The sequence below is a fragment of the Pseudomonas sp. RL_105y_Pfl2_101 genome, from assembly GCF_963970585.1.
In the GTDB taxonomy this organism is placed as follows: domain Bacteria; phylum Pseudomonadota; class Gammaproteobacteria; order Pseudomonadales; family Pseudomonadaceae; genus Aquipseudomonas.
Genome location: NZ_CAXAPG010000018.1, coordinates 91,122 through 109,506 on the forward strand (window position 1 = coordinate 91,122; position 18,385 = coordinate 109,506).

Genomic DNA, 18,385 nt, shown 5'->3' on the forward strand with positions numbered 1-18,385 from the left:
CATGGCATCGACGCTGCGCCGTGGCGCTCGAGCCCGACTTTGGAGACCCATCATGAGCCAATATCAACGCCTGCTGCTGATCCTCAACCCGGCGCAACGCCATTCGCCTGCCCTGCATCACGCCGCGGCCCTGGCGGGAGCCAGCGGGGCGCACTTGCATGTCACGGCCTTGATTCCTTCGCTGGACATTCTTTCGCTGCTCGAAGAGGAGCCTCGTGAGGAGGCGCGGCAGAACTATCTCCAGGACCATCGCCATTGGTTGGAGGATGAGGCGGACAAGATGCGTCGCCGCGGCCTGCGGGTCACCACTGAGGTGGAATGGGCCCAGAAACTGGGCAAGCAGATCCTGCAACACGTCACGCAGATCCAGCCCGATTTGCTGATCAAGCAGGTGCAACACGAGCCCATGCTCAAGCGGGCTTTCTTCACACCGCTGGACTGGCAACTGCTGCGCAACTGTCCTGTTCCGATGTACCTGGTGGGGGCCACCGGTCATGCGCTGCCGCGCAAAGTGGTCGCGGCGGTGGATCCTTCCAGTGCATTTGCCCAGAACAGCGGGCTGAATGACCGGATCATCCGCCAGGCAATGGGGCTGGCCTTGCAGTGCGACGCCGAGCTGCATCTGGTTTACGCCTATGAGGTGTCGTCAGTCTATCTGGGGGATGCCGGCGGTGGCGGCCTGTCGCTGTCGCAGCTCAGCAAGGAACTGCGCATGAGCCTGGAAAAAACCTTCCTGGAACTGGCGCACCTGTTCGGCGTGCCGGCCGAGCGCAGGCACTTTCTACTGGGCCATCCGGTCTCGGCCCTGAGTGAATTTGCCCTGGAGCAAGAAGTGGACGTGATCGTCATGGGGCGATTCCAGCACAATGATCTGCATGGGCTATTGGGCAGCACGACCGAACACATCCTCTACCAGGTGTCGTGCAGTGTTCTGGCGGTGTGATGAAGCGGACCTGACCGCTGGGCTGTTGACAAAGATCAACGGCAACCCGGGCAAGCAATGTGACCAATAGACTGACTATCGATCATCCAGACGCATCGCCATGCGCATGACATTCCTCGGCGTCGTATTGACTCGTACCACTTGTATCGCCTGAAACAACGCTGGGCGATCCCGGATATCCCGATCTACCTCAACAGCCCCATGGCCATCGACGTCACTCGGTTGTACCAGCGCTTTGGCGACGAGCATCGCCTCTCCAAGGAGGAGTGCGAAGGCATGTGCCACATCGCCCATCCGGTGCGCTCGGTCAAGGACGCCATGGCCCTGGACCTGCAACGCACCCCGGCGGTGATCATCGCCGCCAGTGGCATGGCCACCGGCGGGCGAGTGCTGCACCACCTCAAGAGCCTGGCACCCGACCCGATCAATACCTTGCTGATGCCCGGTTTTCAGGCTGGCGGTACGCGAGGGGCGAGGTGTGAGGTGTGAGGTGTGAGGTGTGAGGATTGTGGCGGGCGAGCCTGCGGTGCGCATCCATGGCAAGGACGTACCGATCCTATGTCGTGCATGGGGAGCCCAATGCGTCCGATGTCTTGCGCCATCGCATTGGCGACGAGTTGGGTTGGTCGGTGCCGGAGTACCGCGATAGCGTCGAACTCTGAGTGGACCGCCTTCGCGAGCAAGCCCGCTCCCACAGGGAATTTTCTGCAGTCGCCGGATTAGTGCCCGCCACGGTCCGGTGTGGGAGCGGGTTTGCTCACGAAGGGTTGGAACGCTGAGTCTTAATTTCGGCTTGGAGGCGTTGAGTGGCATTGATGTGGATCAGATGTCATGCGAAGCAGGCATCACAGCTCCGCATGACGATGGCAACCGGCGACTTTTTGCTTGAGACCGGGCAAATTCAGAATGGTGACATTGCGCCCATGCATGTCGACCAGTTCTTCCTGGCGCAGGTGGGCGATGCCCCGGCAGATGGTTTCCAGGCGCAGGCCCAGGTAGGAGCCGATGGCTTCGCGACTCATGCGCAGCACGAATTCCCTGGGGGAATAACCGCGCATGTTAAGCCGCTGGGATAGGTTCAATAGAAACGCCGCCAGGCGTTCGTCGGCGTTCATGTTGCCGAGCATCAACAGCATGCTGTGATCGCGCACGATTTCCTGGCTCAGGAGTTTGTTCAGGTTGTGCTGCAACGACGGTAAGTCGTGGGCCAGTTTTTCCAGGAGGTTGAAAGGCAGCGGGCAGACTTCGCTGTCTTCCAGGGCAATGGCATTACAGGCGTAGTGATCGGTACTGATCGCGTCCAGGCCAAGCATTTCGCCTTGCATCTGGAAACCGGTGACCTGTTCGCGACCGTCTACCGAAAGGACGCTGGTCTTGAAGAAACCCAATCGCACCGCATACAACGAGCGCAGTGGATCGCCGGTGCGATACAGCGCTGCGCCTTTCTTGACCTTCACCCGCTGGGCGATCAGCGTGTCCAGGCGCTCCACTTCACCGCCCGTCAGGCCAATGGGCAGGCACAGTTCAAGCACGCTGCAGTTGGAGCAAGCAGCCTTGAGGGAGTGCACATGTAGAAGTTGGGCTTCGGGCTTGGGCACGCGGATGAGCTCCTTTGGGTGGACCAAGCATAGAAGAGCTATCCTGTCGCGCTTGTTTTTTTTCGACTAAAGGCATGCCCTCGGTCGATTCGTCGTTGAGCTGGGACCGCAATTGGGTTATTTCGCCAGGTGTCAGCTTTATGCGGGACGTCCGCTCCACAATGTTTCTGTATTTTTGAAGCCGTATTGTTTTGCCGTGATTCGTTCAATGATCTTTTCGCTTGAGGTCGGTTCACTCAAGTCGATGATCGAGGGGGTGACGTAGGCGTTTAAAGAGGTGGAGAAGAAGGTATTTACTTTTGGGCTCAATAACGAACACGGGTTCTGCTCGGTGACCACGCCGATAGCGCCGCCGCTGAGGCGAACAATGGAGCCAACCGGATAAATACCGACTGACTTCACAAAGGCCTGGAATACCGTTTTATCGAAATGTCGATTCCATCCCGACATTTTTTGAATGGCAATGGCGGGGGACCAGGCTTCGTTGTAGGGGCGCTCCGATGTGACTGCGTCATAGACATCGCAAATGGCCGCCATGCGGGAGAAGAGGCTGATCTGCTCACCGATCAACCGATCTGGATAGCCAGACCCGTCCATTTTTTCGTGATGATGCAGGCACACGTCAATCACCGCTTCGCACAGCGGTGCCGAGGTTCGCAATATTTGCGCGCCTAGCTGCGGGTGTTGACGAATGACCGCGAATTCATCATCGGTCAGTTTTCCCGGCTTGTTAATAATGATGCCGGGAATGGCCATCTTGCCAATGTCATGCAATAAACCCGCAAGTCCAGCTTGATGAATAAGCTCTTCAGGAAAATCCAGTTGCTGAGCCACGGCAATCATCAGGGCGCTGACGGCGACTGAATGCATATACGTATATTCAGTCGCCGTTTTTAGTCGGGCCAGACTGATGAAAGCACTTGGGTGACGCATGATTGAACGGGCTATATCGTCGACGAGCTTATCCGCTTGGTCGATGGAAATGGCACGCCCCATTCGTGCATCACTGAACATCGCCACGACTGCCGACTTCGATTGGCGACAGAGTTCCCTTGCCGTGATCAGCTCTTCATTCAGCGTCGTAGAACTCACCTGGATACTGGCAATAGCAGCCTTATTGATCGAGGGGAAATTTCCATCATTTGCCTGAGGGGCCAGGGAATGGGAGGCGTGCGAGGTGTCTTGATGAGGGGGTTGACCGTTCCAATAGGGGGACTCGGAACGAGAGCGACAGGGTTCGATAGTGCTATTTATGTAATGTTTTTCGGTTTCTTTATCGTTCGACATGGCCTTTGCTCTTTCGGAGTCGCGGTGTCCCTTTTACTCAGGACGTCCTTGGCTTTGTTTTCAGCGTTCCCGGAGTGGCGCTTGCTTGAGGATAGGCGGAGTATGCGCCGTTATGGCTGATGTCATGGTGATGTCATGGTGATGTCATTGTAGCCTGCTTAGTATCGGTTTGTACCTGTTTTGTACAAGGTTGCCAGGCGCGGATCGCGACAACGTTTGGGCAATGAAGGGGCTGTCAAGTCCTCGACGCTCCCAAGGGCTCGGTGTTCGATAGCTATCCCTTGATGCGCCAGGCGGCGGTCGGGACATGGCATCGCGTTGGGGGTGGCGGCGCACCGCCCAAGGCTGCTTGAGAGCGGTGCGTGGGTGAGACCTTGCGTAGAAAGCGTCCCTTTGCCTGATGCGGTATCGGTGTTCAGCCGGCCGGGCGGGGAAGGTCGGGTTGAGGTCGGCGCGCTGCTTGACTGGCTTGATTGGCTTGAAGGTGAACTGGGAAGTGATAGTCAGGCCGGCTTCGGTCTGTCGCGGTTAAACCGGTGAAGCCGCCATAACGGATAAAGTATTGGGTATCAATTGTGGCAGGCTCAGAACGGCCCCAGCTTGAGTGGGTACTGGACGACGATATACAGCCGGTCGATGTCATCGCCGCCCTGGCTGTTGTTGGCGCGATGGGTGACATGGGACAGTTGCAACGACAGGTCCTTGGCCGGGCCTGACTGCACGATGTAGTGCAGGTCCAGGTCGCGCTCCCAATGGCGTCCGCCAGCGCCTTGTTGCGGACTGTAAGTGCCGGTGTCGCTATCGAATGGGTTGTAGGCACCGCCTTGAGGGGCATGGCTGCCGTCGACCCCGCGTCCAGTCACATAGCGGGCCATGAAACTCAGGCCGGGGATGCCCAAGGTGCCCAGGTCAAGGTCGTAGCGCGCTTGCCACGAACGCTCACCGGGGCCGTTGAAGTCGGCATATTTGATCGAGTTGGCCAGGTAGATGGAGTCGCCGCCGACGAAATCGAAGGGCGTGTCGCCGTTGGTTTTCTGATAGGCCAGGGTGAACGCCTGGGCATTGAGCCGGTACTTGCCGCTCAGGCTATAGGCGGTGGTGTCGATGGCCCCGGCAATGGCTTTGCCATCGTCGCGGGTGTGATACAGGTTGCCGTCGAGGAACAGTTCGCCAAGGGTGGTATGCAGGTTGGCATAGTACTGGCGCCAGGTATCGCTCAGTTCGGAGGCGTAGAGCGCGCCGCCCAGGGCTTGGCCAGTGAGCAGGTCGGCGCCGATGAAGTCGATGGCGCCGTGGCGCGTCGTCGCCCCATACCCGGAAAAATCACCCTTGCTGGTCGAAGCGTCCTGATTCTTGAACGCATTGAAGTGACCCGCTTGCAGGTCGACCCCTTCGAACTCACGGCTGGAAAGCAGCAGGCCGCTGGCGTATTCGGGTTGCAGGCGCTTGTCTGCGGTATCGAATACCGGGCTCTGCACCGTCATTTCGCCGACCGCCAGGGTGGTGCGTGAGGTGTTGAATTTCAGCGCGCCGCCGGCGCTGGAGTAATGGTCCTCGCTTCGCCCGTTCTCATCCAGCGGCAATAATCCCGTTCCGGAATGCCCCTTGCCGCCGTCCAGTTTCACTCCCAGGAACGCGTGGGCATCGATGCCTACGCCGATCGTGCCGGGGGTGAAGCCGGACTCGAACGAGGCGATGAAGCCCAGGGCCCATTCCTGTTTGTAGCTTTTGCCTGCCGGGGTCGGGGTGCGATAGTCATTGTTGAGGTAGACGTTGCGGTTGAGGACTTGCAGCGTTGCCCCGTCGAGAAAGCCAGGCGCGCGTTGTGCGAATTCAGCTGCCATTGCCGGCGCGGCGCTGCCGCTGAGCAGGGTAAGCAGCCAGAGCGGCTTCAGGGCGACGGTTGAGTGGTGTGGTGCAGGCAACATGCTTCATTTCCATGTGAAATTGGGCGGGCGAAGGGGCGGCACTAGGCGCAGCCAGGTGGGAAATGTCCGGCGCACCGCATGGTGGGCGGGCAGCTTCCCGCTTGAGGAAACTGGTCTGGGCAGAGGGCTTCATTCTTGGGCGTGGGGCGCGAGCGTGCGAGTTAAACGTTGTTAATTGCGTTCAGGTACGGCGCTGGGCCTTGTTTCACTGCCGGAGCGATTGTAGATCCCCAACACTTGAGACTTGGCGTCAGCGCGTTTGGACCTGAGCCTGCAACCGTCCGCCGACTATGGATATTTCCTGGAGCTGAAAACCGTCGCGCACGACGAACAATGCGTCCATCCCGCGTTCTTGTGCCAGGCGCAGGCCTTGGGTTTCGCCCAGTACCATCAGCGCTGTGGCCCAGGCGTCGGCGAGCATGCATGAGGTCGACACCACCGTGACGGCCGCGAGTGCGTTGCACAGAGGGGCGCCGGTGACCGGGTTCATTGTGTGGGCGAAGGATTGCCCACTGACGTCGACCCAGTGTCGATAATCCCCGGAGGTGGCGATGGCGGCGTCGCTGAGTTCCATCACACCCATGACCTCACGCACGCCCCGACGAGGTTTTTCCATGGCCACGACCCAAGGCTGCCCATCCGGTTTGCTGCCGCGGGCGCGCATCTCGCCGTCGATGCCTACCAGGTAGCGTGTGATGCCAAACCTGTCCAGGCAGCGGGCCAGCTCATCGACACCAAAACCTTTGGCAATGCCGTTCAAGTTGAGGTTAAGCGGTGCCTGTTTGCGCACCTGGTTGCGTTGTGAATCAACGACCAGCGCTGCACGGGTCGAGCGTCGAGTTGGCGCAGGCGCAGGCGCCAGTTCGGTGATGGACCGCTCGCCGGGACCGAAGCCCCAGGCGTCCACCAGATCACCAACGGCGATGTCGAAGGCGCCGTCCGATTGGCGGCTGACGCGCAGCGCCGCAGACAATACCGTGGTCAGTGCCTCGGGCACGGCTATCCATTCTTGCAAAGGTGCGTTGTTGAGGCGATTGAGGTCCGAGTCGGGTTTCCAGGTCGACATTTGCTGGTCCACCCGGGCCACGGCACATGCCAGGGCGTGGCTGATTGCGTGGATATCCGGTTCGGCTTGCGCATGGAACAGGGCGGTGTAGCGCGTGCCCATGGTCTCGCCATTCAGACTGTAGCGTCGCCATTCAGTAGACATCTTCACGGTAGCGCCCCTGTGCCTTGAGGGTCAGCACATTCAGGTTGAGAGGGGCCAGCACTTCATCCAGTGCCAGCATCACGCCCTTGGCCATCTCGCGACCGCCGCAAACCAGTACCTGGGCGCCTTTTTCAATCAGCCGTCGCAACATCAGGGCGTCGCTGATCAGCCGGTCTTGCACGTAGGAACGGTCCATGACCTGGGAAAAAGCCGCGTGCAATGCCGTCAAGCGACGGTCAGCCAGGTAATGGTTGAGCTCGGCTTCGTAGAGAAAGTCCGAGTCCGGGTTACGTCCGCCCCAATACAAGTGCATGGGGTGGTGGGCCTTGTTGTTCCGGATAAAACCGGCCAGCGGCCCGATGCCGGTACCGGCGCCGATCAGGATCACTGGGTGCGCACCCGACGCGGGGCGAAATTGTGGGTTCGGTTGGATGAAGGCGTCGATGGGCGCTGCGAGCTCCAAGCTGTGAAGGAATGACGAGCACAGGCCTCCTTTGTGTTTGCGTACGCAGATCTCCAGCACGCCGTCCTGTGAGCTGCTGGCCAGCGAGTAGAACCGAGGGAGGGGGGTGCCAGGGGGCAGGATGCCGACCAGATCACCGGCTTCAAAGGCCGGTAATGTCCCTGAGGCTTTGAACCGCAGCACGTGAGTGGGCGCGCCTACCTGTTCACCATAGACAATGCGCTCGACCAGGATCAGTTGTTGGGTGCGTGGCGGCTGTGCGGTGTGGATCAGCGTCAAGTCATGCCCCAGCACCTCACCCACGGCGTGGCCCCAGCGAGCAAACTCCTGGGAGGATTGGCGGTTGATGGTGTCCAGTCCGATCAACGGCGTGCCACCGGCCTGCAATAAGGCGTCCTGCACCTGGTGAGCAAACTGACAGAACTGGGCAAACTGTCGGTCACCAAAGCCCAGCACGGCAAACGCCTGGCCGGGTTTCAGGCCGGTGCTGGCCAATTGGGCCAGGAACTGCGAAGCCGAGGCCGGGGCGTTGCCGTCACCGTGGGTTGCGGTGAGGATGAACACCCGCTGCGCGTTGATGCAGGCGTTGGCGTATTGATTCATTGCCGCGCTGTGAACGCGGTGGCCGGCTTGATGCAAGGCTTCATGCAAGGTGTTGGCAAAGCCCCAGGTGCTGTTGGTTTCGCTGCCTACCAGGATCACAGTGTCGGCGGATTGCGCGGTGCTGTCATGACGGATGTTCGGCGCGGCTTTGTGGCGACGCCACCACATCAGGATGCCGGTGATGCTCATCACTGGTACGCAGAGTGCACTAAGGCCGAGCAGCAGGCCGAGCCACCACAGTCCTTCACCGGTGTGCAATCGATAGATCCATTCGTAGACGGTGTGTATCCCGTCATGGGCTTGATACGACAGCAGGGTGCCGCTGGCCGGGTCCACATAACCGTCGCCCTGGGCCGTGCGCAGGGAAAACACGTCTTGCGGGTTATTGGGACTGGGGTAGACGAGTTCGCGCAGGTCATTCAGATCGATTGACGCCAAAGCGTGCAGGTTCGCCACCGGCAAGGCCGGGGCGGAACTGACGCGGTCGGGGAACGCGGGCTCGACCTGGCTGCCGTCGGCGATGAAGTCGAACGTCACGGCGCACAGATAGAGCCCGCTCAAGGCCGACAACAGCAGCCCCCATAACGCCAGCCGCCCGAGTTCAGCATGCCAACGCTGGCTGAAGTTGCCCCGCAGTGGACGCAGCAGGTTGCGCCAGCCGCCGACGCGCCGGACCAGCAACAGTGCCCCGGACACCAAGAGCATCAGCATGACCAGCGCGCCGGCCCCCGCGACCCCATGGCCCGGCGAACCCAGGAACAGCGAGCGATGCAGGTCTTTCATCCAGCGTAAGAACGTGCCGGGCTCGTACGGTGCCAGGCCTTGACCGGTCAACGGGTCGACCTCGTCGGCGCCGACCTCGCCGTCACGGTTGTAGTAGACGATAACCGTACCGGAGGCCGTACGCTGGATCTGCTCCACCGCTGGAAAGTGCTCGGCGACGCGTCCCGCCAACTGGGCGACATTGACCTGCCCGACCGCAGTGGACGTGTTGTTCAGCCGTTCAAGGGCCGGATCGAGCGACAATATCGCGCCGCTGACGGCCAATAGCATGACCAAAAGGGCGGCGATCAAACCGGGTAGGGCGTGGAGCTGGCGAAGCATGTTCGGCCTCCGCAAATGGCAGGTGCTACAGATCGTAGGTAAAGGATTCGACGTAGGTATTACCGGCCGCCGGCTTACCTGCGCCTTCGCTGGTCAGTGGCACGCTGACGTCGGCCCGGGCATCACGCTTATCCTCGACGGCGCTATCGATACGGATCTGATACCCGGCATCGATCAGGGTGTCTGCCAGCTCGACGCTGACGTTGAGTGTGTCGCCGCTGCCAACGCTGGCGCCGCTGACGCCGTCGTACTCGCTCGGGCTCATCTTGCTTCCACGGGCCCAGTCGGTCAGGTGCTTGTAGTACTTGGCCTTTTTGCCGGCCACCCAGAGGGTTTTCTGGTATTGGCCGCTGGCGTCGGTGACGTAGATCGCCAGGTACGCATCGTTGCCGCTGTAGCGCTTGAGCTGGGTTGTGAGGGTTACTTCACGGGCTTGAGCCAGCCCCGGCAGGATGATGGCGCCGGCGAGGCAGGTTGCAGCGATGATTTTTTTCATGGGGTTGTCCTTTTGATCGTTGGGGCGAGAGCCTGGACCTGCTTGCTGACAGCAACCTGAACGGCAGGGCCAACGCGTCGAAATGTCACGGTGCGGGTGCGGGGGCGGGGGCTGGGGTGAGGTAGGCGGTGGCATCCTCATCGTCCCGGAAGTAGATCTCGAGCTTGCGCAGGTGCAGCGATGCCGGTGCGTAGCGGGCTTCGATGACATTGCCCTGGCGGTCCAAGCCCTTGAGCTTGTAACAGCCGTCGTCGACTTTGATGCGCTGCACTGTCCAGCCGTACCGCTGCTCCACCTGCAGGCGCAGGGTTTCCCGGGGTTGCCAGTCGTTGACCGGTTCGCCGCAGTCGTCATCGGCCAAGGCGTAACCGTTGGCAAGCACACTTATCAGCGCAGTGCTGGCGATAAAACCTGATTTCATGATCTGTCTCCTGCCGGGGCTTCGTTGTAGGCATACCCTACGGTGCATTCCTGACAACCAGCTGAATCTTCAGATTCACGTCAGGTAAGGCCGCTAAGGTGCGGTACCACCACGACTACAGGAGCTGCCCGATGCGGGTTTTATTGGTTGAGGACTCGCCAAGGTTGGGAGATGCGGTGCGCGAGCAGATCGCCGATGACGGCCATGCCGTTGATTGGGTGCAGAGCCTTGCCCATGCACGCAGCAGTGTGAGTACCACCGCTTATGACCTGATCCTGCTTGACTTGATGTTGCCGGACGGTCGAGGGCTGGACTTCCTGCGTCAGCGGCGCAGCGCAGGTGACGTGACTGCGGTGATTATCTTGACGGCCCAGGACCAGATATCTGATCGAATCGCCGGTCTTAATGCCGGCGCCGACGATTACCTGGTTAAACCCTTCGACCTGTTTGAACTGTCGGCCCGTGTGGCTGCGGTGGCCCGTCGTTACAGCGGCAACCCCAATCCCCAGATCAGGCTCGGTGAACTGCACGTCGACATGACGGCTCGTACGTTGCATCGGGCCGGCGTGGCCGTGGACCTCACTGCGCGGGAATGGGCACTGTTGGAGGCGTTCATCCAGCGTCCCGGCGCGCTGCTGTCCAAGGCACAACTCGAAGATCGGCTGTACGCCTTCGGCGCCGAAATCGAGAGCAATACGATCGAGGTCTATATCAGTCGATTGCGAAAGAAACTGGGGCGCGACCTGATCGAGACCGTGCGGGGCATGGGTTATCGGATGGTGTCGGCATGAAGACGACCTTCAGTCTGCAAAAGCGTCTGGGCCTGGGACTGACGCTGGGCATGACGTTGCTCTGGCTGGTGGCGACGGTCGGCACCTGGCGTGGGGTACGACATGAGTTGAACGAGGTTTTTGATAGCGCACTGGAGGAAACGGCTCAACGCATCCTGCCCTTGGCCGTGCTGGAAATCAGCAACCGAGAAAACCCGGGCGAGGCGCAACAGGTTGCCACCCTGAAGATGCACAAGGAGTACTTGAGCTATCTGGTGCGCGATGCTGGGGGCCGGGTCCTGATGCAGTCCCACGATGCCAACCCGAAGGTATTCAGCAAGCATCCGATTGAAGGTTTCTCCAGGACTGGAAAGTACCGTCTGTATGGCGCCAGTGCGCTGCGTGGGACGGTATTCATCGAAGTCGCCGAGCCACTGCGCCATCGCCGCGGGGCCGCACGGCAGGCCTTGTTTGCCTTGTTGTGGCCATTATTGGCGCTGATCCCTATCAGCCTGTTGGGGACCTGGCTATTGGTGCGCATGAGCCTGGGCAGCGTGCTGGTTTGTCGTTACGCGGTAGAGGCCCGTGGGGTGGGCGACCTGTCGCCGATCAAGGTGTCGCGGCTGCCGGCGGAAATCGCCCCCTTGGCGGACGCGGTCAACCGCCTGCTGGAACGCTTGCGCAAAGCCCTGGAGGCCGAGCGCAGCTTCACCGCCAATAGCGCACATGAGCTGCGTACACCCTTGGCGGCGACATTGGCGCAAGTCCAGCGGCTGTACCAGGAGGCCCCTGAAGGTCCGTTGCGGTTGCGTGCGAAAACGATCGAAAGCGCTTTGCGCGAATTGGCCCGGTTATCGGAAAAACTCATGCAATTGGCCAAGGCTGAAGGGGGTGGACTGCTCGCGCAAACGCCCCAGGACCTGGTTCCCTTGTTGGCTCATGTGGTGGATGAGTGGCGCCACAACAGCACCCGTCAGATCGCGCTGCTACTTCCTGCCCAGGCCCATGTGTATTCGACCGTCGACCCGGACGCCTTCGGCATCCTGTTGCGCAATCTGATCGAGAATGCATTGAAGTACGGTGCGATGGATCAACCCATCGAAGTTACCCTCACGGACCAGGCGCTGCTGCGGGTGATCAATGCCGGAGCGGTGGTGCCGGTGGCCGTCCTGCAGCGGCTGACCGAACGTTTCGTGCGCGGTCAGAGCGAAACCAGTGGGTCGGGATTGGGGTTGGCGATCGTCAAGACGATTGTGCAGGGGGTCAATGGGCGAATCGAACTGTTGTCTCCAGCAAAGGACCGGCAGGAGGGGTTTGAGGTTCGGGTCTGGCTACCGCTTGCCACCGTTGCGGGTTAAACCGCCTGCCATTCGCCAGCGGCGGTGTTCCCATTGCAGGTCGGCCACATGAGCGATTCCATGTCTCTGGGCTCGGCCATGGGCATCGACGCCGGGATTGCCTACGGCGTCGATACCCATGGGGCGTTGGTGTCGCCAAGTTTTCTCGGCACTGATAAGCGCTACTTGCTGATTGCCGTTACGCTGCTGGGGGCTGGCGAAAGCGGCTTGACATTCAGCCCCGATGCTAACTGACCCGCCGCCATCTCGAGCAAGCCCAGCCCTTGGCTTCAAGTAGGGCGCTGACTGTGCTAAATCTCTTACCGGCAGCCCACCAACCTCTCTAAACCCATTCAAGGAGTGATCATGAGTCTCCACGGTCAGTACGATCCGCAAAACATTTTTGCGCTGATCCTTCGCGGCGATGCGCCGTGCTACAAGATTTACGAAGACGCCGATGTGTTGGCCTTCCTCGATCTTTTCCCTCAATCGCGCGGCCATGTCCTGGTCATCCCCAAAGCCTCCCAGGCGCGAAATATCCTTGAGGTCGAGCCCGCTGTCCTGGGCGCAATGACGTCTGCTGTACAGCGCCTGACGCGCATCATCGTGGACGAATTGCAGCCGGACGGGGTTCAAGTCGCGCAGTTCAATGGTGCTGTGGCCGGGCAAACGGTCTATCACATTCACATGCACATCATCCCTCGTTGGGAAGGTGAGGCGCCCGGTGTGCATGGCAGGGGCAAGGCGGATCCCGAGGAACTGGAAGCACTCCAGGCGCGTCTGGTCGAGCGCATTCGCTCGGGGGCCTGACGCTGGGCAAGAGCCTGCAAGGGGCACAGGGCGTGCCCCACTCATCAAGACGGGCGGCGACCTTGCCTCAAACCTAGTCTCGCGCGCCTCTCAGCATTGGGCGATGTGATGGGTAAAGTAAGCGGCTGTTGTCTGCCCAGGGCCGAAGGACGCTCACACCTGATCCATAACCTCGGTCTCACACCGGTCTTCACCCAGGAACCCGCCACTCTGATGGTGCCACAGCCGCGCATAGATACCGTTCTTGGCGAGCAATTCGGCGTGGGTACCCTGTTCGATGATGCGTCCATCATCCATGACAATCAGTCGATCCATCGCCGCAATCGTGGACAGCCGATGGGCGATGGCGATGACGGTCTTGCCCTCCATCATGTCATCGAGGCTTTCCTGGATGGCCACTTCGACTTCCGAATCCAGCGCGCTGGTCGCCTCGTCAAGGAGCAGGATCGGGGCGTTCTTGAGCATCACCCGAGCAATCGCGATGCGCTGGCGCTGGCCGCCCGACAGCTTGATGCCGCGCTCGCCCACCAAGGTGTCGTAGCCGCTGTGACCTTGGCGGTCGCTCAGTTGGCTGATGAACTCGTCAGCCTGGGCATTGGCCGCGGCACGGCGGATTTGTGTGTCGCTTGCATCGGGGCGGCCGTAGGCGATGTTGTCGCGAATGGAACGGTGCAGCAGGGACGTATCCTGGGTGACCATGCCGATGGCGCTGCGCAGGCTGTCCTGCGTCACGTGGGCAATGTCTTGTCCGTCAATGCGAATCTGCCCGCTGTCGACATCATAGAAACGCAGCAGCAAGTTGATGAGCGTGGATTTACCCGCGCCGGAGCGACCTACCAGGCCGATTTTCTCGCCCGGGCGAATGTTCAGGTTCAAGCCATCGAGCACCTGGCGTTCCCCGTTGTAGTTGAAGCTCACATTGTCGAAGGTGACCGCTCCGCCAGAGGTCACTAGCCCCCCGGCGTCCGGCGCATCCTGCACCTTGGGGCCGTGGGTCAGGGTTGCCATGCCATCCTGCACGGTGCCGATGCTTTCGAAAAGCGAGGTCATTTGCCACATGATCCAATGCGACATGCCGTTGATACGCAACGCCATCGCGGTGATCGCCGCCACGGCACCGGCGCCGACTTCGCCCTGGTGCCACAGCCAAAGCGCATAACCGCCTGCTGCCATGATCAACCCCACCACCAACGCTTGGTTGACAATCTCGAACTGGCTGACCAGGCGCATCTGGCGAAAGCCGGTCTGCTTGAAGTCCTCCATGGCCGCGCGCGCGAAGTGCGCTTCACGATTGGAGTGGGAAAACAGTTTCACGGTCGTGATGTTGGTGTAAGCGTCCGAGATACGTCCGGTCATCGAGGAGCGCGCATGGGCTTGTTCCTGTCCGACTTGCCCCAGGCGGGGCACGAAATAGAGCATGGCCAGCCCGAACAACACGATCCAGGCCAGGAAAGGCAGCATCAGTTTCAGGGCGAAGCCACCGGCCAATGCGATGATCGCGATGAAATACACGCCGATCCCGGGTGCGATCTCGATCAGGGTGAACAGCACGTCGCGCACGGCCAGCGCCGTCTGCATCACCTTGGTGGTGACTCGGCCGGAGAACTCATCGGAAAAAAACGACAGGCTTTGCCGCAGCATCAGGCGGTGGAAGTCCCAACGCAGCCGCAACGGCAGATTGATCGCCAATATCTGGTGCTGCACCATGGTGCGCAACGCCACCAGCCCAATACTGGCCACCATGACGATGCCCATGCCCCACAGCACGCGACGCTCCTGCGCCGCCGCCTCACCGCCGGCCTGCCAGGTCGAGAGCAGATCCACGACTTGGCCGAGGAAGGAAAACAGCCAGGCTTCGTAGATCGACACACCGGCGCTGAGCAGCGCAAACGTGAGGATGTAACCGCGGGCCCCCCGTGTGCACGCCCACAGAAACCGAGCCAGGCCTTCGGGTGGCGGCGGTACCTCGTCGGGTGGGAAGGGGTCGAGTCTTTGTTCAAATACGCGAAGCATGGGGGTCTCCGAAACGATCATTTTGCCATTTAACGGCTGCTTTGAGGCTTATGTGGCGCTGTGGTCGAATTGACCGCTCTCAGGGATTGGAATTCATCCGGCCTTGGATCGCCGTGCGCAGGCAGCCCCAGGCGATGAATTGGATGATCAACACCTCGGCCATGCCCACCAGCAGGTTGAATGAAGAGGTGAGCGGTTGCTCGGCCCAATAGAGGGTGGTCGTGCCCGTTCGAAAGGCGCCGACGCGCAGCCGCCCGGTAAACAGAGCGGGTACCAAGGCGATGACGTGAGTTTCCAATAGTGCCAGGAAAACACCCATTAGAAGGAGCAGGTCATTCTGGGCGGTGCGCTCGAATCGATGTCCAATCAACATGCAGACCTCCTGGTGCGCGCCATCAGATCGATCAAGGGGGCGTGACCATCGGTTGCACACCGCAGGCCTGGATCGTGTTTAACGCCGCGCAGAATACCTCATGTCCACTGTCGGCATGCCGGGTTTTCCTTTGACAAAGTCACTGCGCACTCAACTCCCACAACACATCCAGCACATGTTGCGTAGGCCGTTCGATGTCCCGACTGCGGTGGGCAATCCCCAGTTGACGCCACAATAAGGGCTTCAAAGGCCGCATGACGATTCTGTTATCAAGCAATGGCGTGGCCGCCTCATGGGGCAACAACGTCGCACCATATCCTGCCGCCACCAGGCTCTTGATCGCGTCGTTGTAGTTCAGATGAATGCGCGGCTCAGGCTGCCGGCCATCACTGGTGAACCACTGCGCAGTCAAGCGCGAAAGGCGCGTGGTGCTGTCATTCAAAATCAATGGTTGAGCGGACAGCCAGTCGGGGGTCACAACCTGTGGGCACTCCCAGCGAGCCGGCAGGAAGGCCATGACTGGGTCCCGTCGCCACGGCTCGATCCGCAAGCCCTTCACCGGGGACTGCGGCAGCGCAACCAAACCAACCTCCAAAGCGCCCTCGGCAAGTTTCTTGAGGGTTTCCTGCGACGTGAGCACCGCGACTTGTACATCGATCGCGGGGTGGCGTTGGCTCAACGTCTCCAACGCATGCGGCAACAACTGTGCGATGGCCCCTGTGGAGGCGCCCAGTCGCACGCGCCCGGCCAATCCTTGAACCTGACGCTCCACGTCCTCGAGCGCCTGCTCTGCGTCTGCCAATAGGCGCCGTGCGCGTTCCACCAGCGTGTTCCCTATCGCTGAAGGCTGAACGCGCCCGCGCGTGCGCGACAACAGCTTGCCGCCCACGCGCGACTCCAGGTCGGCGATATGCAGACTGACGGTGGGTGGTGCAAGGTGCAGCACACGGGCCGCTTCGGCAAAGGATCCCAGGTCGGCAATCGCGACCAGCGTGCGCAGACGGTCGAGGCTGATTTCGCGCATGAGCGATTCCTTGTTCAGAAAAACTGAATTTCATCGTTTATAAATTCAACTTTTACTATCTTAGAGCGTCGCTGAAGATTGGGCTCCTGATTTCCAATGTCCGAGAGCATTCCATGGCAAGTCCCCTTGTATTCATCGATGGCGACCAAGGCACCACCGGGTTGCAAATCCATCAACGTCTGCGCGAGCGCAGCGATCTGCGGCTTTTCACACTCAGCCCCGAACATCGCAAGGATCCGCAACGTCGCGCCGAAGCCATCAACCACTGCGACATCGCCATTCTCTGCTTGCCCGACCAAGCCGCACGCGACGCTGTAGCGACCATCGAAAACGCCGCCGTTCGGGTGATCGATGCGAGTTCGGCGCACCGCACCCATCCAGACTGGACCTATGGCTTCGCAGAGATGAGTCGGCAACAGGTCCAACGCATCGCCGCTGCGCGACGGGTCAGCAATCCCGGTTGCTATCCAACGGGGGCGATCGGATTGCTGCGCCCGTTGCTGGAGGCCGGATTAGTGCCCAAGGATTACCCGCTGAGCATTCATGCCGTGTCGGGTTATTCCGGAAAAGGGCGCGTCGGCGTGCAAGAGCATGAAGGAGCAGGCGCAGCACAGGCCTCGGCGTTTCAGGTCTATGGGCTGGGGCTGGCACACAAGCATATTCCGGAGATTCAGCAGCAAAGCGGGCTGACGGAGCGGCCGATGTTTGTGCCGGCCTATGGCGCTTTCCGGCAGGGGATCGTGCTGACCATACCCTTGCAAACCCGATTGTTGGCACCAGGCGTGAACGCGGGTCAGTTGCATGCGTGTTTGATGCAGCACTACGCCGATGCGCGCCATGTACAGGTGATGTCGATGCAGGAATCTAAAGCGTTGACCTCCCTTGATCCTCAAACGCTTAACGGAACTGACGATTTGCGGTTGTCGGTGTTTGAGAATGATGAGACGGGGCAGGTTTTGCTGGCTGCGGTGTTTGACAATCTTGGGAAGGGTGCTGCTGGCGCGGCGGTGCAGAATCTGAACTGGATGCTTGCAGGCGCATGAGCGCGCCAATCAGCCTGATGCCCTGACATCAATGCGTAGCGGGAATATTCTGCCGGGGCATGAAAAATCGAGCAAATAGCTCTGATTGCGACTTGATATTTAATTTTGCGTAGATGTTGCGGCGGTGAACTTTTATGGTCTCCGCCGAGAGGGACAGCTTTCCGGCTATTTCTTTATTGGAGAAGCCGCTGAGTAATAAACGGAGTACGTCACTCTCGCGTGCTGTTATTTGCGTGCCAAGCTGATTGACCGTTTCTGGCCACAGAGGCGGCTCAATCAGGTGTTTTTCTACGTCAGTTTCAAAACCCATGCGCTGATGCATCAATGCAGTCACCCACGGTTTGATAATGTCGAGCATGGTTATTTGTTCTTGGCTAAAGTGGATTTTGCTGCCGATGGACATGCATAACGTTCTGTCGGGGTCGAGTTGGACATTGTACTGCGCCTCATCCTTGGAGATGTACTGTGCAAAGTACTGATGGTAATACTCGGTTTCAAGAAAGTATTCCGGTGCAATATCCAATAGGTGAAAGAAACCACTCTGTGGATTTTCCCGATTAGCTATATAGAACGGATCCAGCAAGTAAAGACCCTTCACGTAGCGATGAATGAATGCGTCGACTTCTTCCGCGTCTGCGATCTCAGGAAGGCTAACGACCTGAACGTGTTGGTTGCTGAAAATCAATACAACCCAATTGTCGATCTGTACATATTCATTCAATGTGCGAACAAGTGAACTCCAGAAATCTGGACGATTGAGCTGCATGATCAGCTTCCCAATCGATCGATGCCAAGCCAGGCTGTGCAGGTCAAACGGCATTTTCTACCCCTTTAGGGAAACTCTGAAAAAGACTTCCTGATTAGGCAAAATCACCGGACACCAGTCGCCGAGCTTTTCAATGATGAAACAGATGACCTTCGCCGATGCCGAGTACGCCGGCAAGCGCAAGCAGACCCGCAAG

Annotated in this window: 15 protein-coding genes and 3 pseudogenes; 7 read left to right on the forward strand and 11 right to left on the reverse strand. The window is 59.8% G+C overall.

The window, feature by feature from the left end; genetic code table 11:
• The first annotated feature begins 52 nt into the window (after positions 1-52).
• Both AACY31_RS18860 and AACY31_RS18865 read left to right on the forward strand, forming a co-directional pair.
• Positions 53-943, forward strand: a complete 891-nt coding sequence (locus AACY31_RS18860; protein ID WP_339481177.1) for a universal stress protein — start codon at positions 53-55, stop codon at positions 941-943.
• 111 nt (positions 944-1,054) lie between these two features.
• Positions 1,055-1,605: pseudogene (locus AACY31_RS18865) on the forward strand (MBL fold metallo-hydrolase); the annotation flags it as partial.
• A gap of 183 nt (positions 1,606-1,788) precedes the next feature.
• Here the strand turns inward: AACY31_RS18865 and fnr are convergent.
• The 7 genes from fnr to AACY31_RS18905 all read right to left on the reverse strand — a co-directional run bounded on the left by fnr (position 1,789) and on the right by AACY31_RS18905 (position 10,053).
• Positions 1,789-2,541 (reverse strand): fumarate/nitrate reduction transcriptional regulator Fnr, encoded by a 753-nt coding sequence (gene fnr / locus AACY31_RS18870; protein WP_339481175.1) that lies wholly within the window; start codon positions 2,539-2,541, stop codon positions 1,789-1,791.
• 138 nt (positions 2,542-2,679) lie between these two features.
• Positions 2,680-3,828 carry an HD-GYP domain-containing protein gene (locus tag AACY31_RS18875; RefSeq protein ID WP_339504958.1) on the reverse strand — a complete coding sequence of 383 codons (1,149 nt, stop codon included), beginning with the start codon at positions 3,826-3,828 and terminating at the stop codon, positions 2,680-2,682.
• A gap of 584 nt (positions 3,829-4,412) precedes the next feature.
• The gene (locus AACY31_RS18885) at positions 4,413-5,756 is read right to left on the reverse strand and encodes an OprD family porin (protein ID WP_339481173.1); all 1,344 of its coding nucleotides are present in this window, start codon (positions 5,754-5,756) and stop codon (positions 4,413-4,415) included.
• Positions 5,757-6,006: 250 nt separating this feature from the next.
• Positions 6,007-6,966 carry an FAD:protein FMN transferase gene (locus AACY31_RS18890; RefSeq protein WP_339504961.1) on the reverse strand — a complete coding sequence of 320 codons (960 nt, stop codon included), beginning with the start codon at positions 6,964-6,966 and terminating at the stop codon, positions 6,007-6,009.
• A complete protein-coding gene (locus tag AACY31_RS18895) occupies positions 6,956-9,136 on the reverse strand; it encodes a PepSY domain-containing protein (protein ID WP_339504959.1) in 2,181 nt (726 codons plus the stop codon). The genes AACY31_RS18890 and AACY31_RS18895 overlap by 11 nt, the downstream gene beginning before the upstream one ends.
• A gap of 25 nt (positions 9,137-9,161) precedes the next feature.
• A complete protein-coding gene (locus tag AACY31_RS18900; protein ID WP_339492573.1) occupies positions 9,162-9,632 on the reverse strand; it encodes a DUF2271 domain-containing protein in 471 nt (156 codons plus the stop codon).
• An 85-nt stretch (positions 9,633-9,717) separates the two neighbouring features.
• The gene (locus AACY31_RS18905; protein ID WP_339504960.1) at positions 9,718-10,053 is read right to left on the reverse strand and encodes a PepSY domain-containing protein; all 336 of its coding nucleotides are present in this window, start codon (positions 10,051-10,053) and stop codon (positions 9,718-9,720) included.
• A 131-nt stretch (positions 10,054-10,184) separates the two neighbouring features.
• On the opposite strand from AACY31_RS18905, the gene AACY31_RS18910 reads away from it, so the two are divergent.
• From AACY31_RS18910 to AACY31_RS18925, 4 genes and pseudogenes are all read left to right on the forward strand, one after another.
• Positions 10,185-10,844 (forward strand): response regulator transcription factor, encoded by a 660-nt coding sequence (locus AACY31_RS18910; RefSeq protein ID WP_339481169.1) that lies wholly within the window; start codon positions 10,185-10,187, stop codon positions 10,842-10,844.
• Positions 10,841-12,181, forward strand: coding sequence for a sensor histidine kinase (locus AACY31_RS18915; protein ID WP_339481167.1), 1,341 nt, complete (start codon positions 10,841-10,843; stop codon positions 12,179-12,181). The genes AACY31_RS18910 and AACY31_RS18915 overlap by 4 nt, the downstream gene beginning before the upstream one ends.
• A gap of 18 nt (positions 12,182-12,199) precedes the next feature.
• Positions 12,200-12,415, forward strand: a pseudogene (locus AACY31_RS18920) (hypothetical protein); the annotation flags it as partial.
• Positions 12,416-12,526: 111 nt separating this feature from the next.
• Complete coding sequence (locus AACY31_RS18925) at positions 12,527-12,970, forward strand: HIT family protein (RefSeq protein ID WP_339481164.1); 444 nt, start codon at positions 12,527-12,529, stop codon at positions 12,968-12,970.
• A gap of 153 nt (positions 12,971-13,123) precedes the next feature.
• Here AACY31_RS18925 and AACY31_RS18930 read toward each other — a convergent pair whose 3' ends face one another.
• The 3 genes and pseudogenes from AACY31_RS18930 to AACY31_RS18940 form a co-directional block, all read right to left on the reverse strand.
• The gene (locus AACY31_RS18930) at positions 13,124-14,983 is read right to left on the reverse strand and encodes an ABC transporter ATP-binding protein (RefSeq protein ID WP_339492574.1); all 1,860 of its coding nucleotides are present in this window, start codon (positions 14,981-14,983) and stop codon (positions 13,124-13,126) included.
• Positions 14,984-15,062: 79 nt separating this feature from the next.
• Positions 15,063-15,329, reverse strand: a pseudogene (locus AACY31_RS18935) (hypothetical protein); the annotation flags it as partial.
• 166 nt (positions 15,330-15,495) lie between these two features.
• Entirely contained in the window at positions 15,496-16,380 is an 885-nt protein-coding gene (locus AACY31_RS18940; protein WP_339481162.1) for a LysR family transcriptional regulator, read from the reverse strand.
• 113 nt (positions 16,381-16,493) lie between these two features.
• Here AACY31_RS18940 and argC point away from each other — a divergent pair, with 113 nt between their 5' ends.
• Positions 16,494-17,423, forward strand: coding sequence for an N-acetyl-gamma-glutamyl-phosphate reductase (gene argC, locus AACY31_RS18945; RefSeq protein WP_339492575.1), 930 nt, complete (start codon positions 16,494-16,496; stop codon positions 17,421-17,423).
• A 28-nt stretch (positions 17,424-17,451) separates the two neighbouring features.
• Here the strand turns inward: argC and AACY31_RS18950 are convergent, their stop codons facing one another.
• Positions 17,452-18,243, reverse strand: a complete 792-nt coding sequence (locus AACY31_RS18950; protein WP_339481159.1) for a response regulator transcription factor — start codon at positions 18,241-18,243, stop codon at positions 17,452-17,454.
• Positions 18,244-18,385: the final 142 nt, after the last annotated feature.

Bases quoted from the DNA above. Each gene is read 5' to 3' on its own strand.
- AACY31_RS18860 (WP_339481177.1), top strand. From the start codon at position 53: ATGAGCCAATATCAACGCCTGCTGCTGATCCTCAACCCGGCGCAACGC.
- AACY31_RS18875 (WP_339504958.1), bottom strand. From the start codon at position 3,828: ATGTCGAACGATAAAGAAACCGAAAAACATTACATAAATAGCACTATC.
- AACY31_RS18885 (WP_339481173.1), bottom strand. From the start codon at position 5,756: ATGTTGCCTGCACCACACCACTCAACCGTCGCCCTGAAGCCGCTCTGG.
- AACY31_RS18890 (WP_339504961.1), bottom strand. From the start codon at position 6,966: ATGTCTACTGAATGGCGACGCTACAGTCTGAATGGCGAGACCATGGGC.
- AACY31_RS18895 (WP_339504959.1), bottom strand. From the start codon at position 9,136: ATGCTTCGCCAGCTCCACGCCCTACCCGGTTTGATCGCCGCCCTTTTG.
- AACY31_RS18900 (WP_339492573.1), bottom strand. From the start codon at position 9,632: ATGAAAAAAATCATCGCTGCAACCTGCCTCGCCGGCGCCATCATCCTG.
- AACY31_RS18905 (WP_339504960.1), bottom strand. From the start codon at position 10,053: ATGAAATCAGGTTTTATCGCCAGCACTGCGCTGATAAGTGTGCTTGCC.
- AACY31_RS18910 (WP_339481169.1), top strand. From the start codon at position 10,185: ATGCGGGTTTTATTGGTTGAGGACTCGCCAAGGTTGGGAGATGCGGTG.
- AACY31_RS18915 (WP_339481167.1), top strand. From the start codon at position 10,841: ATGAAGACGACCTTCAGTCTGCAAAAGCGTCTGGGCCTGGGACTGACG.
- AACY31_RS18925 (WP_339481164.1), top strand. From the start codon at position 12,527: ATGAGTCTCCACGGTCAGTACGATCCGCAAAACATTTTTGCGCTGATC.
- AACY31_RS18930 (WP_339492574.1), bottom strand. From the start codon at position 14,983: ATGCTTCGCGTATTTGAACAAAGACTCGACCCCTTCCCACCCGACGAG.
- AACY31_RS18940 (WP_339481162.1), bottom strand. From the start codon at position 16,380: ATGCGCGAAATCAGCCTCGACCGTCTGCGCACGCTGGTCGCGATTGCC.
- argC (WP_339492575.1), top strand. From the start codon at position 16,494: ATGGCAAGTCCCCTTGTATTCATCGATGGCGACCAAGGCACCACCGGG.
- AACY31_RS18950 (WP_339481159.1), bottom strand. From the start codon at position 18,243: ATGCCGTTTGACCTGCACAGCCTGGCTTGGCATCGATCGATTGGGAAG.